Source organism: Dellaglioa sp. CoH-56-MRSF-12 (genome assembly GCF_056782075.1).
In genome coordinates this window covers 1-232 of sequence record NZ_JBXAYD010000179.1, presented here as the reverse complement: position 1 = coordinate 232, position 232 = coordinate 1, and the positions used below count along the sequence as shown (strand labels likewise).

Here is a 232-nt window from a genome sequence, read left to right as displayed (position 1 = left end):
CCAACCATTACACACTTTAAGGAGAGTAGTTTGAATCTGCATGAGTATGATCACGTTGTAGGCTCCGCGTCGAAGGACTTTGCGGAGAGCGGTTTGGAAATCGGCCACTTCTTCCCGTGGGCGGTTCGCAAGATGAATACGATGTACGGGTTGCCCGTGAACGACACGCCGACGCTCGAAGGTCTGGGTGAGTCCCCGATCAAGCGCATGGAGGGCTTCCTCAAGACGCTTC

General features: G+C 54.7%; 1 protein-coding gene. It reads left to right on the top strand.

What is annotated here, in order from left to right; all coding sequences use genetic code 11:
* Positions 1 to 30: 30 nt before the first annotated feature.
* Positions 31 to 232 (top strand): hypothetical protein (locus tag AC1RPY_RS08235; RefSeq protein WP_481763196.1); only part of this gene is annotated, 202 nt, incomplete at its 3' end.